Annotated in this window: 17 protein-coding genes; 4 read left to right on the forward strand and 13 right to left on the reverse strand. The window is 62.6% G+C overall.

What is annotated here, in order from left to right; translation table 11 throughout:
- Nucleotides 1-235 precede the first annotated feature (235 nt).
- From ATE67_RS21870 to ATE67_RS14395, 3 genes are read left to right on the forward strand one after another with little or no spacing between them, the layout of a single operon-like run.
- Nucleotides 236-433 (forward strand): hypothetical protein, encoded by a 198-nt coding sequence (locus tag ATE67_RS21870; RefSeq protein WP_058817359.1) that lies wholly within the window; start codon nt 236-238, stop codon nt 431-433.
- Nucleotides 433-1,608, forward strand: a complete 1,176-nt coding sequence (locus tag ATE67_RS14390) for a nucleoside triphosphate pyrophosphohydrolase family protein (protein WP_058817360.1) — start codon at nt 433-435, stop codon at nt 1,606-1,608. The genes ATE67_RS21870 and ATE67_RS14390 overlap by 1 nt, the downstream gene beginning before the upstream one ends.
- Nucleotides 1,608-2,309, forward strand: coding sequence for a uracil-DNA glycosylase (locus ATE67_RS14395; protein ID WP_058817361.1), 702 nt, complete (start codon nt 1,608-1,610; stop codon nt 2,307-2,309). Before ATE67_RS14390 ends, ATE67_RS14395 begins: the two co-directional genes overlap by 1 nt.
- Here the strand turns inward: ATE67_RS14395 and ATE67_RS14400 are convergent.
- The 7 genes from ATE67_RS14400 to ATE67_RS14430 all read right to left on the reverse strand — a co-directional run bounded on the left by ATE67_RS14400 (nt 2,276) and on the right by ATE67_RS14430 (nt 7,035).
- A complete protein-coding gene (locus ATE67_RS14400) occupies nt 2,276-3,058 on the reverse strand; it encodes a hypothetical protein (protein ID WP_058817362.1) in 783 nt (260 codons plus the stop codon). The genes ATE67_RS14395 and ATE67_RS14400 overlap by 34 nt on opposite strands.
- Nucleotides 3,030-3,701 (reverse strand): C1 family peptidase, encoded by a 672-nt coding sequence (locus tag ATE67_RS14405; protein ID WP_058817363.1) that lies wholly within the window; start codon nt 3,699-3,701, stop codon nt 3,030-3,032. The genes ATE67_RS14400 and ATE67_RS14405 overlap by 29 nt, the downstream gene beginning before the upstream one ends.
- 5 nt (nt 3,702-3,706) lie before the next feature.
- Nucleotides 3,707-4,717, reverse strand: a complete 1,011-nt coding sequence (locus tag ATE67_RS14410; RefSeq protein ID WP_082660386.1) for an ImmA/IrrE family metallo-endopeptidase — start codon at nt 4,715-4,717, stop codon at nt 3,707-3,709.
- A gap of 3 nt (nt 4,718-4,720) precedes the next feature.
- Nucleotides 4,721-5,098 carry a helix-turn-helix domain-containing protein gene (locus ATE67_RS14415; protein WP_082660387.1) on the reverse strand — a complete coding sequence of 126 codons (378 nt, stop codon included), beginning with the start codon at nt 5,096-5,098 and terminating at the stop codon, nt 4,721-4,723.
- Nucleotides 5,095-5,367, reverse strand: coding sequence for a hypothetical protein (locus tag ATE67_RS14420; RefSeq protein WP_231728170.1), 273 nt, complete (start codon nt 5,365-5,367; stop codon nt 5,095-5,097). The genes ATE67_RS14415 and ATE67_RS14420 overlap by 4 nt, the downstream gene beginning before the upstream one ends.
- A gap of 312 nt (nt 5,368-5,679) precedes the next feature.
- Nucleotides 5,680-6,318: a TetR/AcrR family transcriptional regulator C-terminal domain-containing protein gene (locus ATE67_RS14425; RefSeq protein WP_231728171.1), complete on the reverse strand. Its 639-nt coding sequence runs from the start codon at nt 6,316-6,318 to the stop codon at nt 5,680-5,682.
- Between the two features lie 36 nt (nt 6,319-6,354).
- A complete protein-coding gene (locus tag ATE67_RS14430; protein ID WP_058817365.1) occupies nt 6,355-7,035 on the reverse strand; it encodes a 4-carboxy-4-hydroxy-2-oxoadipate aldolase/oxaloacetate decarboxylase in 681 nt (226 codons plus the stop codon).
- Nucleotides 7,036-7,196: 161 nt separating this feature from the next.
- Here ATE67_RS14430 and ATE67_RS14435 point away from each other — a divergent pair, with 161 nt between their 5' ends.
- Nucleotides 7,197-8,681: an MDR family MFS transporter gene (locus tag ATE67_RS14435; protein WP_058817366.1), complete on the forward strand. Its 1,485-nt coding sequence runs from the start codon at nt 7,197-7,199 to the stop codon at nt 8,679-8,681.
- Here the strand turns inward: ATE67_RS14435 and ATE67_RS14440 are convergent, their stop codons facing one another.
- Genes ATE67_RS14440 through ATE67_RS14465 form a run of 6 tightly spaced genes read right to left on the reverse strand, consistent with a single transcriptional unit; the run spans nt 8,682 to nt 14,157 of the window.
- The gene (locus tag ATE67_RS14440) at nt 8,682-9,422 is read right to left on the reverse strand and encodes a siderophore-interacting protein (protein ID WP_082660388.1); all 741 of its coding nucleotides are present in this window, start codon (nt 9,420-9,422) and stop codon (nt 8,682-8,684) included.
- An 11-nt stretch (nt 9,423-9,433) separates the two neighbouring features.
- Nucleotides 9,434-10,936, reverse strand: a complete 1,503-nt coding sequence (locus ATE67_RS14445) for an AMP-binding protein (protein ID WP_082660389.1) — start codon at nt 10,934-10,936, stop codon at nt 9,434-9,436.
- Nucleotides 10,936-11,814, reverse strand: coding sequence for a dioxygenase family protein (locus tag ATE67_RS14450; protein ID WP_058817367.1), 879 nt, complete (start codon nt 11,812-11,814; stop codon nt 10,936-10,938). The genes ATE67_RS14445 and ATE67_RS14450 overlap by 1 nt, the downstream gene beginning before the upstream one ends.
- Nucleotides 11,814-12,641 carry a fumarylacetoacetate hydrolase family protein gene (locus ATE67_RS14455; protein WP_058817368.1) on the reverse strand — a complete coding sequence of 276 codons (828 nt, stop codon included), beginning with the start codon at nt 12,639-12,641 and terminating at the stop codon, nt 11,814-11,816. Before ATE67_RS14455 ends, ATE67_RS14450 begins: the two co-directional genes overlap by 1 nt.
- Before the next feature lie 2 nt (nt 12,642-12,643).
- Nucleotides 12,644-13,315: a cytochrome b gene (locus ATE67_RS14460; RefSeq protein WP_058817369.1), complete on the reverse strand. Its 672-nt coding sequence runs from the start codon at nt 13,313-13,315 to the stop codon at nt 12,644-12,646.
- Entirely contained in the window at nt 13,312-14,157 is an 846-nt protein-coding gene (locus tag ATE67_RS14465; protein ID WP_231728173.1) for an amidohydrolase family protein, read from the reverse strand. Before ATE67_RS14465 ends, ATE67_RS14460 begins: the two co-directional genes overlap by 4 nt.
- Between the last annotated feature and the right edge of the window lie 209 nt (nt 14,158-14,366).

The following is a 14,366-nucleotide window of genomic DNA, read 5'->3' on the forward strand; positions in this document are numbered from 1 at the left end:
GAAAGCGCCAAAACGCCAGCCAGTTTCATAACGTTGGGCGACGGAGAGCGGCTGCGTCTGGCCGGTTGCAGACCGACGGCTTTCGGGCTGTTGATCCCAAGAAGCCGACACTCGCTCAGTTGCTCAAACGCCGCGCGGCCTCGGCTCTCCAAACTGTAACTCCCCCAGGGCGGTCTCAATATCTCGATGAAAAACATTGCTTTCATATTTCATGAAAACATGTTTTTATAGTTTCATGAAATTTGACGAAACGTCGGCGAGTGGCGATGACGAGCATCTCCAAATCCAAGTCCCTGCGGCGACTAAACGCGATCTCGGTCAGCGTGCGCTTGATACCCGTGAGCCGCTCCGTATGGTCGTACTGAGGGCGTTGGCAGCCTACGGCGTGACAGTGCCGGAGGGCGCGATCACCGATCGACGGAAACGCAGCTAATGTCCGACGACTTCGAAGCGTTGACCATCGATCAATATGTTCGGGAGGCAGCGCGGACCGATCAACGCAAGGGGCCGGGGACGATCGGCTTTACGATGCTGGGTCTGGTCGGCGAAACCGGCAGCCTGCTCGCCGAAGCCAAGAAGAAGCAGCGAGATGCCGCATCCTATCTGGGCTACGCCGAGGCTGTCGCCGAGGAGATTGGCGATGTGCTCTGGTATCTCGCCGCGGTTGCGCGCCGACATCGGCTCGCGCTGAGCGACATCGCAGCCGCGGCGCTGGTCGCCGACGGCGTCTATCGCGCCGGGGCCAATGCCGCCCTCAGTTTGCACGCGCTGCAACCAGCGCATATGCCGCTCGCCAAGGCACCGATGCCGAAGTTCGAGCATGGGCTGCTGGGACTGGCAGGCGAGGTCGGACTCCTGGCCCGCGAGATCGACGGCGCCGGTCAACCGGGCCACCGCGCGGCCGTGGCCCAGAGTCTTGTGGCGATCATGCGCCGTTTGATCCAAGCCGCGACTGATTCCGGCGTTACGCTGGAAGGGGCCGCCATCAAGAATCTCCAGAAGATATTCGACCGCTGGCCCCGCGAACGGCAATATCCTCCAGCGTTCGACGAGAGCAACGATGCCGAGGAACAGCTTCCGCGGACGATGGAAATCGACGTTTATGAGCGCACTGTGCGCGGGCAAGTTTATGTCTACCAGCGCTCGCGCGGCGTGTATGTCGGGGATCGGCTGACCGATAACGCGATGGAACCGGACGATTATCGGTTCCACGACGTCTTCCACTATGCCTATGTCGCGGTGCTAGGCTGGTCGCCTGTCATTCGTGCGTTGCTCCGACTCAAGCGAAAGAGCGACCCCAAGCTGGACGACGCCGAGGATGGCGCACGGGCTATACTGATCGAGGAAGGGGTAACGTCTTGGCTATTCGGACAGGCCCAGCAGCTCAATTTCTTCGAAGGCGTGAAGCCAGGTGGACTTCCGCTGGACATGCTCAAACATGTTCGCCAATTCGTCGCCGGCTACGAGGCTGACCGCTGCCCGCTATGGCTCTGGGAGGAGGCAATTCTCCAAGGCTACGCGGCTTTTCGTTTCCTCCAGAAGAACCGACGGGCGCGAATCGGTATCGATTTCGCCCGCCGCCGCTTGCGTATCAAGGAGTTGCCGTGATGACCCCCAAAAGCTTTGTAACGGCGCTCGCGGCTGCTGACCTGCCCTCGGTCTTCAATCCATGGCGCGATCGATGCTCGATCCATGATCGTCGCGATGCGGCCGCCCGACGCCGGGCCAATCTGGAGGGTGTAATCGCTGCCGCGCTCGACGCGCGCGTGGAAACGATCTGGATCGCCCGCGACCTTGGCTATCGCGGCGGCCGCAGGACCGGTGTGCCGCTCACCGACGAGGTGCATCTGACGCATGCCGCGGCGCTGATGGGCGGCATCGCGCTGGAGCGCGCCACCGAGGGACCGGCGATCGCCGAGCGCACGGCCGCGATCGTCTGGCAGGTGCTGAGCCGGATCGGCCAGCCGGTGATGCTCTGGAACGTGTTTCCCTTCCATCCGCACGAAGCGGACGATCCAATGTCCAATCGCTGCCACACGCGCGCCGAGCGCGAAGCGACTTGGCCGCTGTTGCAGGCGCTGGTGTCGATGCTTCAACCCAAGCGGATCATCGCGATTGGCCGCGACGCCCATCTGGCGCTCGACGGGCTCGACATTCCGACCACCGCTATCCGTCATCCGAGCTATGGCGGTCAGCGCGAGTTTATCGATGGTATGTTCGACCTGTACGGCATCGCCAATACCCCTCGCGCGCCCGAACTTCCGCTCGAACCGCGCTATGCGACCGCTGCGACCTGCGCATTGGCCTGATCGCAGGCCGCAAGCAGCGCCTTGATGTCGGTCCGGTTCCATTTGTCAGTGTCGATTGTCGCATGAGTGGACAGGATCGTCAGCGGCCCTGGCGCGACCCCCGCTTCGGCGGCGACGAATGCCATCAATCGGCCGAGACCGATCAGATTGCCGAGCAGCTTCTCCATATAATAGTGGTTCCGGTACATCGCGGTCAGCGCCAGCCTCCGGTTGCTGCCGTCGCCGATCGGCTTGAAGCTCGCGAAGCTGAGGCACTGGCCGCCATAGGGTGAATCATCGACGTCGCGCGCGGGATCGAACACGCTAAGTTCGAACTTGTTGAGAGCGCTGATCGAGGGATCCTTGAGGCGGCGGATGATGTCCGTCAGCTGGTTGATCGGTTCGCCTTTGAGCTGTGGCAGCTGCATCATCCGCTCGAAATAGTAGCCCGACCACCGATCGCCTTTGTTGCGCACCTTCGGCAAAACATTGTCTCGGAAGCGGTCGAAGAAGAGCGGCGATCCGTACCGGTGATAGAGGGCGGCAGGGAAGATCGTGTTGGCAACGGTCTCGATGCGCTTGGCGCCGTGCTTGCTAAAAAAGTCGTCGACGGCTGAGACCACCGGATCGGCGAGGCTGGCCCGCGCGAGCGGATCAGCCACGTCGATGACGACATTGAAATCGTGATGGCCTGGCCGGGCATCAACGAGCGCGACGGCTTCACGCCAGGCAGATACGCAGTCAGGCTGCGGCGGAATGGGAAGGTACATCGATCTCTTCCGTTAGGATCGCCGTCGCGAACAGGCGCGGCTTCAGGAACTTCTCGGTGAGCCAGGCATGGCCTTCAACGCCCCAGCCGACACCCCAGCTGTTGCGTACCAAAATCGCGCTCTGCCCGTCGGCAAGGCCATGGCCAACCGCGAGGATCGCGTGGCGCAGGCTGGCATCGGGCATCTCGTCATTCGCTGGATCTACCAATCCCTCGCCGGTCGGCTGGAAAAAAGAGACCGACAAGGTGGACAGCAGAAGCACCGGTCGGTTGGCATCGAGTGAAGCCAGAATCGAAGAGAAATCGAGAGTGGCAGCACCGCCTTTCCGACCGAAGCACGGTCCGGCCATGGCGGGCGGCGCCCATTCATCGCCCGGCACGATGTCGAGATAGGGCCACCCGCTTTCGGCAGGCTGTCCGTCTAGCCGCAGCGCATCAAGCATCGTGGACAGGGTTGCGCCCTGATCGGCTGCGCGGCCGCCACGGCGCTGGGCATGGAAATAGGCATATTCGCAAGAGAGCGGCGTACCATCGCGCAAAGCGGCGTGTCCATCGCTCGCGGCGAAGGCGAGGCAAGTCGGCCGCGCGCCCTGATCGCGCACCGGCCCGAGCAGGTGCCGAAGATCAGTCTTGATTGCGATCATGCTTGTTAGGCCGCCTCAAGCAGGTGACGCCGTTCGGCGCGGGAAAGGCCTTCCTGCTCCGGACCGGTAAGATCGAAGTCGATCGTAAAGCTGGCATGCGCGGCCGCTGGCTGCCAGGGACGCCGTTCGTTGAGCGACATGCGACCGCGCCCTGCTGCTTCAGCTGCTGCGGTGACACGGCGAACGACCGGCCCACCGATCGCTTCGGCATCGAACGCTTCGCGCTCATCGCGCACCACGGCAAAGCCGCTCGCGATCAGCTGGTCGAGATCCCAAAGATAGCCACCGCCGCTATGCTCCTTGAGACGCAGCACGAAAAGATCGTTGCGACTGCCATCGAGGCGCACGCCTTGGTCTTGCTCGGTAAGCAGCCAGACATCGCCTCGATAATTTTCGGGGCGATAATCCTTGAGCAAATCCACCTTGAGGCTCCGGGGCTTGGTGTCGAGAAGCTCGCGCATGATCGTATCTGAGATGAGATCGTAGCGGACCAATGTACGGCAGGTCGCCTCGTAGCTGGCGCCGATGCGCAGCGAGAGCTGATAGGCGATATTTGGTCGGCGGAGGTCGGCGACGGTCCAGCCCTGCCGTGCGCAATGTTTGGCGATGAGCCATTTGGGCATCATGAAGGCGACCGCGAACGCATCCGCTTCGGTTTCCTGGAACTGGTTTCCAGGTTCCGGGCTCATCGGCATTCGGCGCAAAATACTCTCGTCGTCGAGGCTCGGTTCGTGCCGCATCGAGAAATGACCCAGCTCATGCGCGGCAGTAAAACGTTGAATACTCATCGGCCGTTCGGTCGTCACCAGCACGCCAGGTGCCGGTTCACTGAGATAGGCTCCGAGCAGACCCTTGAGCGGGCGCAACAGCAGCGGCAGGTCGAGCGCATGGATCGCGCCAAATACATCCACGTTGCCGCCATGTTGTTCGATCAGGGCTTGGGTGCCTAGCTGGCGATGAAGGCGGCCCGCCGCCATCGTGCCTGCCCGGACTGCGCTGATATAGTCGCGCGCCACGGCTCAGGCCGCCTTGCCCGATGATCGCGCCCTCAGATATTCGGCAAAACGGCCAAGTTCGGCTCGATCCTCAATCGACAGGTCGACGACGCGCCGCGCTAGATGGGCGACATCGGCCGGTAGGCTCGCCGACGCCTCGTCCTCGCCGGTGAAATAGGCAACGGACTGTCGATAGAGCTTAGCGAGGCGCGTGAGTTCGATCGCCTCCACACGACGTTGACCGCTCTCGATGTCCGTCAAAGCCGTGCGCGGAATCTTGAGATAGCTAGCCACCTCGTCCTGCTTCAGGCCCAGATATTTGCGCGCTTCGCGCAATCGGTCGCCAAGCCGCCGCCGCTCAGCCTCATCATCAGCCGACTGCCCCAGCGACAATTGTGTCACGGCTTGACTCCCTTCTTCTTGATCCAGACCTTTTCGATACGCGGCACCAGATGCCCAAGCGCGTCCTCGACTGAGACATAGCCGCCGGTCTGAACGATATTGTCGCGCAACTCGAAGCCGATCACCGCCTCGATCGCACACAGCGTGTCCACTATCGAGAGAGAATCGAGGGGCACCGGCGCGTTCCTGATGCCAGCTTCATCCTGCGGAAGCGCGATGCCTCGCAATTGCGCCTCGGTGCGGGCGACCTCAAGCAATTCGTCGACCAATGCCTTGATGACATCGTTCTTCGGAAAGGCCGTAATCGTCGGAGCGGGGGGAGCAATGGTCGCCATTCGAACCTCACACGATTTCTCTACATTGCCCTCCTATAATGTCGGAAATTCCGACATGCAAGCGCCAAAGAACACCCTATGAGATTTACGGTCGGTTCCGCTGGTTTGGAGGGAGAGTACGATCTGACCTCGGAAAGAGCTCGCGCGTCAGCAATCAAAGCCGAACTAGCGCCGAACATTTGATGTCCGCTTTTCCGGACTTAGCGTCGGAGGAGGAACGACGGACATCAGGCGCGAACCAGATACTCAGCCCTTGACGGCCCAAGCACGCCCGAAACTATCCAACGCCAAAGAAAGGTCGGCCTCGATCTTCACGCGACCCCCATTCTCGTCAAGCGGCATGTTGAGCACCGTATATTCGTAGATGCTTGCCTGGCAGAGGCCGAAGAACTGCTGACTCGCGGCGGAGGGGTCTCCCGCGCGCAACTCGGCCTGCTGCATCTTCGCGGCCATATAGTCCGTCAGTCGCTGGCGACCGCGTTTAGGGCCTCGATCGTAGAAGAGCTGAGCGAGGTGAGGAAAACGTCCAGCCTCGCCTGAAACCAACCGATGAAGCGACATGATCGGCGGCTGGAGAAGTGAGTCTACTAGCGCGTTTGCGAACGTCTCGAGTACCGTCATGACCGGAACATCGAGCGGCAAGTCCATCTGCAGTGCCGTTCCATAGATGTCGACAATATCATCGACGACGGCAGCGAAGAGCTGTTCCTTCGCAGGAAAATAGCTCCAAAGCGTCGTCTTAGAACCTCCGACCCGCTGCGCGATCGACGACATGGTCGTACCGGCATAGCCATGCTCGAAGAAGGAGGCAGCCGCGGCATCGACGAAGCATTTGCGGCGCGCCGCAACCGCATCCGTCACCATTTCCGCTTGTTTCTCGCCCATCGCCGGTCCTTAGGCACGCCTTCTTGCGACAAGTCGCTACGCTGCGTCGATGTAAATCAGGCCCTTGGCGCTAAGCGTTTCACGCATGCTGTAAAGGTCGAGCCCGAGCTCGCCGCTCGCAAGCTTCTCGCGCTTGGCTGCCTCATTCGCTTCTCTGTCCCGAGCCCGCTGAAGGACCGCTTTTGCATTGGCAGCGGGAACCACGCACACACCATCGTCGTCAGCGACGATAATATCGCCGGCCTCGATGCTTGCGCCTGCGCAGACAATCGGAACATTGACCGACCCGAGCGTCGCTTTGACCGTACCCTGCGCGGACACACATTTCGACCAGACCGGGAAGTTCATTTCGCGAAGGTCGCGGATATCCCGAACGCCTGCGTCGATCACCAGTCCCCGGCAACCGCGCGCCATCGCACTGGTTGCCAGCAAATCCCCGAAATATCCGTCGCTGCAGGGGCTGGTCGGCGCGAGCACCAGAATGTCTCCCGGCAGAAGCTGCTCGATCGCGACGTGCAACATCCAGTTGTCGCCGGGAGGTGCGCTGATTGTGACCGCGCTGCCAGCAATTCGCGCGCCCTCGATAATGGGGCGCATGTGCGGAGCAAGGAGTCCGGTCCGTCCCTGCGCCTCGTGGACGGTCGAAACGCCGCACGCCGCGAGCCCGTCGATCACGTCCGCGGCGACCCGGGCGCCGCTCCTGACAACCTTGCTCAAAACTGATCCTCTCCGGCATTTGCGGCACCGTCTCGGTGCCCGAATTTTCACACCTCGGCATAGGATGGCGCCGCTCCGCCAATCAATATTCGGCGGGAATATCGGTCATATCATTTGTGAATAACGTCTCTACGCATGCGTTGGCGTGTTAATGACGCAGCATGACGACACAGATCATCGCGCCGGAGAGGGCACAGGACGAGCAGCGGGAAAAGCCGCGCAAGAATATGATCATGGCCGCCGTAATGGCAGCGATGTTCATGGCAGCGCTGGAAGGCACCGTCATTTCCACGGCAATGCCAAGCATCGCGAGGAGCTTCGGCGACATCTCGAACTATAGCTGGGTGTTCGCCGCGTATTTGCTTGGTCAAACCGCGACGTCGCTGGTGTTCGGACGCCTGGCGGACACGATCGGACGGCGCACCGCCATATTGATCGGCTTGGCAATCTTCCTGTCGGGCTCGCTGCTTTGCGGCTTTGCCTGGTCGTTGCCCGCGCTGATCGGTTTTCGCGCTTTCCAGGGGCTGGGCGCCGGCGCGATCATGCCGATCTCGATGACAATCATCGGCGACCTTTATCCGCCTCAGCAGCGCGGGAAGGCGCAAAGCCTTGTGGCCACGGTTTTCGGCACATCGTCAGTCGTTGGCCCGATGCTGGGCGGGGCTATCGTGCAGTCGGTCAGCTGGTCGTGGATCTTCTGGATCAACATCCCGGTCGCCCTGGCCGCCATGCTGGCGTTTCGTCTCCTCCTGCCGGTCCACGAAAGACAGGGAGATGGAGGCATCCGCATGTCGGGAAGCCTTCTCTTCATGGGTGCGCTAACAGCGGCGCTTCTCTCCCTCAGCTGGTTCGGCAATCGCGGGCCGGAAGGAGTGATTGCTCTTGCAGTTGCAAGCGCTCTGCTCCTCGCGTTCCTGATGACCGAACTCAACAGCCCGGCACCGTTGTTCGTGCCGAGCGTCTGGAAGAGCGGCCACGTCGCGATCGCGAACCTCGCCACCTTCTGCGGCGCGTCGGTCATCATCGCGATCACGGCCTTCCTGCCGCTTTTCATGCAGGCGCTGCTTCAGGCAACGCCGCTCAAGGCAGGTCTCGCGCTGACGGCGATCGCGATGGGGTGGCCGCTCGGGGCGACGTTCGCGGGATGGTATCAGCTGAAGATCGGTCTCGCGCGCACGATGCTTGGCGGAAGTGTGCTCATCTTGCTCGGCAGCATATTCTTCGCGACTCTCGATGCAGGATCGAGCTTTCTTCACGCTGCGTCGGGATCCTTCTTCGTCGGCATGGGCATGGGTCTGCTCACCAGCGCGGCGATGATCATGGTCCAGGAATCGGTTACGCCGGCCGAGCGCGGGACGGCAACAGGAAGCAATATATTTGCGCGCAACCTCGGCAGCGTCATCGGGGCCAGTATTTTCGGCGTCGTGTTCAACGCATCGGTTTCAGGCCAGGCGGGTGGTCTCGACATTCACGCGATCGAAGCCCGTATCGCGTCAGATGGATTCAGACGTCTGCCCACCGATGTCGCGCAGGATATCGGCATGGCGCTCAACCACGTGTTCGTCGCCATGGCGATCCTCGCCGCGCTCTGCGTGGTTGTGGCGATCCTGAACTTCCGGCGCGGAAAGGCCGATGCGGAAAACTGATCAGGTGGCCAAGGCCGACCAATAGCCAGCCGCCTTGATCCATTGTTCCTTCTGCCCCTTGGCAGCGAGTATCTCGCGAGCTCCTTGGGAGGCGCGAGCTTCCGCCGCCACAAAAGCAAACCCGTCGCCTTCCGGTAGCTCCCAGGTGCTGATCGCCGTCCCGATCAGGTCTGCGTCCTCGCCAACCCGCCCGGCCCGGTAAATCCATTGGACATGCGCACCGTCGCGCTGGGGCATATCAAAACTGTCCTCGGGTGCTTCGACGAGAAGGATGCAATGGACAGGTACCCTGTCGCGAAGTTCCTCCATGCGGCGCGCGATGGCAGGCAAGGCGGTTTCGTCGCCGGCGAGAAGATACCAGTCGAAATCATCTGCGACGACCATCGAACCGCGCGGTCCGCCGATCGAGATCCGGTCCCCCACCCCGGCCTGCCTCGCCCATTCGGTCGCGGGGCCGGCATCATGGAGGAAGAACTCGAGCTCAAAGACCCCCGCCGCCGTATCGAAGCGGCGCGGCGTAAAATCCCGCATCAGCGGCTTGCCATCGGCGCTGCCCTCGCCTGGGAGGAAGAGCTTTATATGGTCGTCGGGTCCGAGGCTCTCGAAATCATGGAGATCGTCCGACCGGAAGACGATGCGCCGCATCGATCGTGACAGGTCCAAAATTCCTTCGACGACGAGTTCGCGCCGGCGGGGCTCGCGCCGGACGCGCTCGATGCGATGACGTTCAGATTCGGACATCCAGGCTCTCCTCAACCCGCGGCGACAGGAAAGCTGTCGGCATAGAGCTCGCGGAGACGCGCCTTCTGGACCTTCCCCATCGTGTTTCGCGGCAGATCATCGACGAGGACGATCCGCTTAGGCTGCTTGAAGCGCGCAAGCTTGCCATCAAGCCCGGCGGCGATTCGGTCGGCGCCGGCACTACCCACGACCACAGCAACCACCGCCTCACCGAAATCGGGATGCGGAACGCCGATCACCGCGGACTCCGTCACGCCCTCCAGCTCGTCGATCGCTTCCTCGATCTCCTTGGGATAGATGTTGAGTCCACCGGAAATGATCAAATCCTTGGCGCGACCGACCAGCGTGACACGGCCGTCCGGCGAAGCGGTGGCGATGTCGCCGGTGATGAAAAATCCGTCGGCCCGAAACTCCTCGGCGGTCTTTTCAGGGTTACGCCAATAGCCGGCAAATACATTCGGGCCGCGCACTTCGAGGACTCCGGGCTCACCCGGATCGACGCGCGCGCCGCCTTCGGCACAGATCCGCACCGATATGTCGGAAAGTGCGTAACCGACAGTGCCGGGCACACGCTCGCCATCATAGGGATTGGAGGTGATCATCCCGGTTTCGGTCATACCGTAGCGCTCGAGGATCGCCTGGCCCGAAACCTCCGTGAACGCGCGATGCGTTTCGGCGAGGAGCGGCGCGGAACCGGAAATGAAGAGGCGCATCGGCGCACAGGCCTCGCGCGAGAGCAGGGCGCCCGAAAGGAGCCTCACATAGTGGGTCGGCACGCCCATGAGGACGGTCGAGCGGGCAAAGTCGGCGACGACTGCAGCCGGGTCGAAACCGCGGTGAAAGCGGATCGTCGCGGGCGCGAGCAACGCGCAGTGCAAGGCAACGAAAAGCCCGTGGACGTGAAAAATCGGCAGGATGTGGATGAGCACGTCGTCGGCCGTCCATCGCCAGGCTGCCAGAAGCGTGCGTGCATTGCTGAGGAGGTTGGCGTGGGTGAGCATGGCTCCTTTCGAGCGCCCCGTCGTCCCCGAGGTGTACAGGATGCAGGCGAGATCGCTTGGCTCGCGCGCGACGACCGGTACGCCTCCTTCCGGGAGGTGTTCGAGCAGGCTCCCGTCGCCGCGCTCGCCGAGTGAAACCACCCGGGCGCCGGTTCGACCTCCGATCTCGGTCTCGTCACCCGGGCGGCAAACCACGATCGCGGGTTCGGCATCGCCGATGAAATAGTCGAGTTCCGCACTGGTGTAGGCGGTATTAAGCGGAACGAAGACCATGCCGAGGCGAAGCGCGGCGAGGTAGAGCAGTACCGCCTCGGGCGATTTGTCGACCTGGACCACGATGCGATCGCCAACCTCGCCGCCAAGCGCCGCGAGCCGGGCGGCATAACGTCCGGTCAACGTATCGAGATCGGCAAAGGAAATGGCGGTGCCGTCCGGTTCGACGAGGAACGGTTTGCCGCCGGCGCAATCCGCCGCAACGAGCACATGGGTTACGAGGTTTGCGTTGCCTGCCATCAATTCCCTCCGGTTGCCATGCGGATCGTCGGCCGGATCCGCAGGAAGGTCTCCGGCAGACTATCCTTCGCTTCGAGCGCGTCCGCAACCGCATCGCCCTTCCGGCACTGCTCGACCGGAAGCACCAGGTCAGGCCTCACCCCGAACACGGCATCCTTCTCCAGCCACTCGTCGCCTTCGACAAACAGCTCTGTGACGAGCGCGCGGTAGCCCGGCGCTTCGGCGATCACATGAAGGTGCGCCGCGCGCCAGGCGTCGCGGCCGAGGGCGCGCAGCATGTCGCCGCCCGGGCCATCGTAAGGCACAGTATAAGGAAGGAAGAGCGTCGTGGTCAGGCAGAAGCTGCCATCTTCGGCGCAGGTGAGCAGACCATGATAATTTCCATCCGGCTGCTCGGGGTCCTGCACCGAGTAAAGACCGTTTCCGGCATTCTGCCACAGATCGAGGATCGCGCCCGACACGCCCTCGCCGCTGGCCGCATCGACAACGCGGCCCTCGATCACCAGTACCTCGCCTTGCTGCCCCTTCCACATATCTCCGCCATTCGCGAGCGGCGGAGCGCCGCGCTGATGAAAGGGCCCGAGCGGCGATGAGGAGCTTGCCCCTTCCGGAGTGTTCAGAAGGTCGACGAGCGAGGTGATGCCGAAAAGATCGGAAAAGAGAACGAACTCGTTGCGTCCGCCATTGGTGAGTTCGGCGGCGCGGGTCAGAGCCTCGATACCGGCCCGCCACTCGTCATGCGTGGGCTTCGTCTCCTTGAGCCACGCATGAAGGTGTCCGGCAAGCGATACAAAGAGCTCGCGCGCGCGCGCATTCGGCGCATTCTCGGCGACGCGTGCGAAGGCCTCGGTGATGCCGTCGGCAGTTACACCCACCATCAGCCCGCCCTTTCCGATGCCGGAACGATCGGGTTGCGGACGGAACCTACGCCTTCGATGGTCACCTCAATCTCGTCGCCCGGCTTCATGAGAATGGGAGGATTGCGTGCATAGCCCACGCCTTCGGGCGTGCCGGTGACCACGATGTCCCCCGGATAAAGCGTCATGATCCGGCTGAGGTAGGAGAGGATTTCGCCAACGCCGAAGATCATGTCGGCCGTCGTGGCTGACTGCATGACGTCTCCGTTGAGCCGGGTTTCGAGCTTCAGCCCGCGCCCCGGATCCCCCACTTCGTCGGCGGTCACGACGTCGCTCATCGCGCCCGAGCGATCCATATTCTTGCCCGGGGTCCACTGATGGGTGTGCCGCTGGAACGTGCGCGCCGAGATGTCGTTGAAGGCGGCGTAACCGAAGACGCCCTCGAGTGCTTCTGCCGGGCTCGCATCGGCGAGCCGCGTCCCGACGATAGCGACCAGTTCACCTTCCCAGTCGAGCCGGTCGTCGAGCGCCGGTACGCTGTCACCCGAACAGATGAGCGAGCGTGTCCAGCGTCCGAAAATGGCGGGATACTCGGGCGGCGTGAAACCGCCCTCCGCGGCATGCGCCTTATAGTTGAGGCCCACGCAGAGCACGCGGGCACCCGCCCACGCGGCTGGGACTTCCCGGACCGACGCCCGATCCTGCGTTGCCTCCAGGCTTTCTGCGACCTCCGCCCAGTGGGCCGGATCGCTGTAGAAGCGTTCAGCGTCCGCGACGGGGGCAACCCGGTCGCCCTTGACGACGGCGATGACGGTCCGGCCGTCGACATCGATTCCGATGAATTTCATGGTCAGATCTGTTCCTCGTCAGCGGCGGCGAGCGGAGAGCGATTGCCCCCGATCCCCATCCGGGCAAAAATATTCCATTTGTCGGCGAACTGGTGTTTGAGCGCCGCGCCGAGGTGTAGCGCGACAAGCAGCAGCATGATCCAGGATCCGGCCTCGTGCAGTTCTTCGAGCTTACCGTGCAACTCGGCCTGTGGGCGGACGCCCTCGGGCTTGGCCCCGAGAGCGTTGATCGGCTCGATCACCGGAGCCTTGAACAGACCCCAGACCGAAATGCCATCGTTCGGGTGCGCGTCGACACCGAGCGACTTGGCGGCAGCGGCTCCTTGCGAGCCGGCAGGCGGGCTGGTCGACAGGATCGCCCAGCCGCTGACCGGCAACAGGAGCATCATCGCGTAGAGGAAGAAATGCCCTAGATGCGCTCCATGGCGCTCCCAACCAGGAACCGTCTCGGGGAAGGGCGGCGGCGCATGGGTGACGCGCCAGAATATGCGCAGCGCGACCAGCGCGAGAACAGTCATCCCGATCGAGGCGTGAACAAAGATCACCGTCCCACGCGACCGCGGGAACAGGCTATCCATCGTGAAGCCAATGAAGAGATTGGCGAGGATCCCCAGCGCGACGAGCCAGTGCATCCAGATCGCGATCCGAGAATAGCGCTCGGCCGCTATGCTCACTGCCCGGCTCCGATGATCGGCCCGGTGGCCGGAAGATCCCAAAAGGCGACGGCATTGGTTTCGAATATGGCGCTTCGGTGTTCGGCCGAAATCGGAGTTCCCTCGAGAAAATCGACCCCCGCCTTCACATCCTCGAAGGGATAGTCGCCGGCGAACTGGATCCGGTCGACTCCGAGGACATCGATCGCCAGGCGCAGCGCCGCGTCGGTCATGACGCCGCTGGTAGTGATCTGAAAATTGTCGAGAAAATAGGCACTCGGCGCTTTTGCCAGTGGATCGACAGCGCCGATCTTGACTTGCAGGCCGTAGCGATTGTCGATCCGCTGCAACCAGAATGGGATACCTTCGCCCATGTGACCGAGCGCGACGCGCACACCCGGATAGCGGTCGAACAAACCCGACATGATCAGGCGCATGGCCGACAGACCGCATTCGGCCGCGAACCCCCAGCCCGCAAAATAGAGACCGTAGTCGAGGAAGGGCGTCACCATCGTGGGACCCGGTTCGCGCGGATGTAGATAGAGCGGCATGTTCAGCGCCTCGGCGGCCTCGAAGATCGGCGCGAACTTCGGCAGGTCGAGATACTCGCCAGCCGTGCTGGAGTTAATGAGGAAGCCCTTGAGGCCCATGCCCTTCGCGCGCTCAAGCTCGCGAGCCGCAGCCGCAGGATCTTGCGGAGCGACCGCCGCGAGGCCAGCGAAGCGGTCAGGCCTCCCCTTTATGGCCTCAGCCAGGATATCATTGGCTTCGGTTGCTAGGCCGACTGCGCGGCTCGCCTCGAAGACCTGCACGGCAGGGGAATTGATCGATATGAGTGCGAAGTCGATGCCGTCGGCATCCATCTGCGCGATGCGGCCCTCGCCAAGGTCAAGGAGGCGCCGCTTCACATCGCGGGCACCCGGACTGTCGCCAAGGATCGACCCTGCGATCTTCGCGAAGCCAGGCTCAATATCGCCGGCAGCGATGAGCTTGTCGGTTTCGTCGATGATCGACTGCGTCGTGAAGGCCTCTTCGGTCGCTATTCTCCGATAGCTGCGCATACCCGCTCCCT

Source organism: Sphingopyxis sp. H050 (genome assembly GCF_001468265.1).
GTDB lineage: Bacteria > Pseudomonadota > Alphaproteobacteria > Sphingomonadales > Sphingomonadaceae > Sphingopyxis.

Excerpts from the sequence above, each read along its gene's own strand:
- ATE67_RS21870 (WP_058817359.1), top strand. The coding sequence starts at position 236 with ATGAAATTTGACGAAACGTCGGCGAGTGGCGATGACGAGCATCTCCAA.
- ATE67_RS14390 (WP_058817360.1), top strand. The coding sequence starts at position 433 with ATGTCCGACGACTTCGAAGCGTTGACCATCGATCAATATGTTCGGGAG.
- ATE67_RS14395 (WP_058817361.1), top strand. The coding sequence starts at position 1,608 with ATGACCCCCAAAAGCTTTGTAACGGCGCTCGCGGCTGCTGACCTGCCC.
- ATE67_RS14400 (WP_058817362.1), bottom strand. The coding sequence starts at position 3,058 with ATGTACCTTCCCATTCCGCCGCAGCCTGACTGCGTATCTGCCTGGCGT.
- ATE67_RS14405 (WP_058817363.1), bottom strand. The coding sequence starts at position 3,701 with ATGATCGCAATCAAGACTGATCTTCGGCACCTGCTCGGGCCGGTGCGC.
- ATE67_RS14425 (WP_231728171.1), bottom strand. The coding sequence starts at position 6,318 with ATGGGCGAGAAACAAGCGGAAATGGTGACGGATGCGGTTGCGGCGCGC.
- ATE67_RS14435 (WP_058817366.1), top strand. The coding sequence starts at position 7,197 with ATGACGACACAGATCATCGCGCCGGAGAGGGCACAGGACGAGCAGCGG.
- ATE67_RS14440 (WP_082660388.1), bottom strand. The coding sequence starts at position 9,422 with ATGTCCGAATCTGAACGTCATCGCATCGAGCGCGTCCGGCGCGAGCCC.
- ATE67_RS14445 (WP_082660389.1), bottom strand. The coding sequence starts at position 10,936 with ATGGCAGGCAACGCAAACCTCGTAACCCATGTGCTCGTTGCGGCGGAT.
- ATE67_RS14450 (WP_058817367.1), bottom strand. The coding sequence starts at position 11,814 with ATGGTGGGTGTAACTGCCGACGGCATCACCGAGGCCTTCGCACGCGTC.
- ATE67_RS14455 (WP_058817368.1), bottom strand. The coding sequence starts at position 12,641 with ATGAAATTCATCGGAATCGATGTCGACGGCCGGACCGTCATCGCCGTC.
- ATE67_RS14465 (WP_231728173.1), bottom strand. The coding sequence starts at position 14,157 with ATGGATGCCGACGGCATCGACTTCGCACTCATATCGATCAATTCCCCT.